This is a genomic window from Mesorhizobium sp. M7A.F.Ca.CA.003.01.2.1, assembly GCF_003998945.1.
Classification (GTDB): Bacteria; Pseudomonadota; Alphaproteobacteria; order Rhizobiales; family Rhizobiaceae; genus Mesorhizobium; species Mesorhizobium ciceri.
Genome location: NZ_RZRA01000767.1, coordinates 1 through 2837, shown reverse-complemented (window position 1 = coordinate 2837; position 2837 = coordinate 1). Strand labels below are relative to the sequence as shown.

Sequence of the window (2837 nt, the reverse complement as noted above, 5' to 3'; positions counted from 1 at the left end):
GAGCTCGACCTTGCGGCCGCCGGCCACGGCCTGGCCAAGCATCAAAGCGGTACCTGACGGCGCGTCGATCTTGTGTCGGTGATGCGCCTCGAAGACCTCGGCGTCCCAGTCTTCGGGATCGAGCGCTGTCGCCGCCTGTTCGACCAATCCGACCAGCATGTTCAGCCCCAGCGAAAAGCTGCCGGAGCGCACGATGGCGATGGTCTTCGCGGCCTCGGCGATGTCGGCGAATTCAGTCGCATCGAAACCGGTCGATCCGATGACCAGGGCCGGCCCGCCGCGGGCGGCGCAAAACCTTGCCAGGTCAGCCGAGGCCGCCGGCGTCGTGAAGTCGATGACCACATCGGCCGTGGCAAGCGCCTCCTCGCGGCTGACCAGCCCATCGCCGGCAGCGCCGGGCCGATGGAACCGCGCAGCGAGCGCCAGCCGTGGATCGACCCGCACGGCGTCCGTCATCTGGCGGCCCATGCGGCCGAGCGCGCCGGCGATGGCGATCCTGATCGGCGGCTGCGGCATGGCCTCGGCTATTTCCACATGCCGCGCATACGGGCGCCAATGTCGACGCGCACCTCCGGCCGGGCCGCCCTGCCCTGCGCGGCCAGCGCGCTTGGCCACGACATCTGTTCGAACGCGGCGAGGATCGAGGCCGGGATGAAACGGGTGCGCGAGGCATAGAGATGGCGGTCGCCGCGCGCCGCCTGGCCATGTGGAAAGAAACGCTGCGGCATGACCAGGTTGAGATTGTCCTTGGCCCGTGTCATCGCGACATAGAGCAGCCGGCGCTCCTCCTCGATGTCCTCCTTGGTGCCGACGCCGAGATCGGCCGGGATGCAGCCATCGACGGTGTTGAGCACGAAGACATTTTTCCACTCCTGGCCCTTGGCCGAGTGGATGGTCGACAGGATCAGATAATCCTCGTCGCGATGCGGCGGCCCAGCCTGGTCGCTGGTGGCGTCCGGCGGATCGAGCGTCAGTTCGGTCAGGAAGCGCTCGCGCGAGGCATAGCCCGAGCCGATCTGCTCAAGTTGCAACAGGTCGGCCCGGCGCGTCGTCGCGTCCTCGTGGATGCGTTCCAGATGCGGCTCGTACCACAGCCTGATCTGTTCGAGGTCGGCCGGCCATCTGGCGCCGGCGCGCAGGCCGGAATAGAGCGCGACGAAGCCAGGCCAGTCGTCCGCCGCGCGTTGCGGCGGACGCCAGCCGGCCAGCCCCATGGCCTCGTCCAGCGCCGTCGTCATGGTCTCGACGATCTGCGCGGCGGCCGAAGGGCCGATGCCAGGCAAGAGTTGCAATACGCGAAAACCGGCGACCCGGTCGCGCGGGTTTTCGGCAAAGCGCAGCACCGCCAGCACATCCTTGACGTGGGCGGCATCGAGAAACTTCAGGCCGCCGAATTTGACGAAGGGAATGTTGCGCCGCGTCAGTTCGATCTCCAGCGGCCCGCTGTGATGCGAGGCGCGAAACAGCACCGCCTGGGATTTCAGCGCTGTGCCCGCCTCGCGCTCGGCCAGGATGGTGTCGCAGACGAAATTGGCCTGCTCGACTTCGTCGCGCACGGTCACCAGTTTTGGCCTGTCGCTGGATTTGCGCTCCGACCACAGGTTTTTGGTGAAGCGCTCCGAGGCTTCGCCGATCACCGCGTTGGCGGCAGCAAGGATGGTCTCGGTCGAGCGGTAATTGCGCTCCAGCATCACCACGTCGGCGGCTTGCGCGAACTGATTGGGGAAGTCGAGGATGTTGCGAACCTCGGCGGCGCGGAACGAATAGATCGATTGCGCATCGTCGCCCACCACCGTCAGCCCGGCGCCGTCGGGTTTCAGCGCCATGAGGATCGAAGCCTGCAGGCGATTTGTGTCCTGGTATTCGTCGACCAGCACATGGTCGAAACGCCCGCCCAGATGCGCCGCTATCTCGGGCTCCGCCGCCATCTGCGCCCAGTAGAGCAGCAAATCGTCGTAATCGAGCACGTTTTGCGCCTGCTTGGCCTCGACATAACCGGCGAACAATTCTTTCAGCTGCTCCGCCCAGCCGGCGCACCAGGGAAAGGCGGAACCCAACACCTCGTTGAGCGGCGCCTGCGCGTTCACCGCGCGCGAATAGATGGCAAGGCAAGTGCCCTTGGTGGGGAAACGCGCTTCCGTCTTCGAGAAGCCGAGTTCGTGGCGGACCAGATTCATCAGGTCGGCGGAATCCTCGCGATCATGGATGGTGAAGGCCGGGTCGAGACCGATCTCCAGCGCATAGTCGCGCAACAGCCGCGCGCCGATGCCGTGAAAGGTGCCGGCCCAGGTCAGCGCATCGGTGATGACGGCTGCATCGCGGCCGAGCACCTCGCCGGCAATACGCTCGACGCGCCTGGCCATTTCGGATGCCGCGCGGCGCGAAAACGTCATCAGCAGGATGCGGCGCGGGTCGGCGCCCTTGACGATCAGATGAGCGACGCGATGCGCCAGCGTGTTGGTCTTGCCAGATCCGGCGCCGGCAATGACCAGCAACGGGCCGGCAATCTGACCGGCGCCGTGCTCGACGGCCTGGCGCTGGGCATCGTTCAGCCGCGCGAGATAGGCAGGCTGGACGGTCGGTTCCCGAAAGGTCGAATCAGCGGTGGCGAGGTTCATCGCCCATCAAGCATCGTTTCTGCTTTGTTCGCAACATCGATGCGGGCACACCTAACCCATGCAGGACTGGGGCCGGTCTGAAGAGAAGGGATCGCGGCTAGCGTTGCGGATCGACACCCATGTCGGCCGACTGCCGTCGCAAGGTCTCGCGATCAGGTTGCGACGGCGGCAACAGCAGCGGGTCGACCGTATCGGGCACGTTTTCGACCATCTTCCTGG

General features: G+C 66.0%; 2 protein-coding genes. Both read right to left on the bottom strand.

Annotation, left to right across the window (positions count from 1 at the left end; all coding sequences use genetic code 11):
- A partial coding sequence (locus tag EN969_RS25185; RefSeq protein WP_127419488.1) for a dihydrodipicolinate reductase C-terminal domain-containing protein occupies positions 1-516 on the bottom strand: 516 nt, incomplete at its 3' end.
- A gap of 8 nt (positions 517-524) precedes the next feature.
- Positions 525-2618, bottom strand: coding sequence for an ATP-dependent helicase (locus EN969_RS25180; RefSeq protein WP_013532458.1), 2094 nt, complete (start codon positions 2616-2618; stop codon positions 525-527).
- Positions 2619-2837: the final 219 nt, after the last annotated feature.

Excerpts from the sequence above, each read along its gene's own strand:
- EN969_RS25180 (WP_013532458.1), bottom strand. The coding sequence starts at position 2,618 with ATGAACCTCGCCACCGCTGATTCGACCTTTCGGGAACCGACCGTCCAG.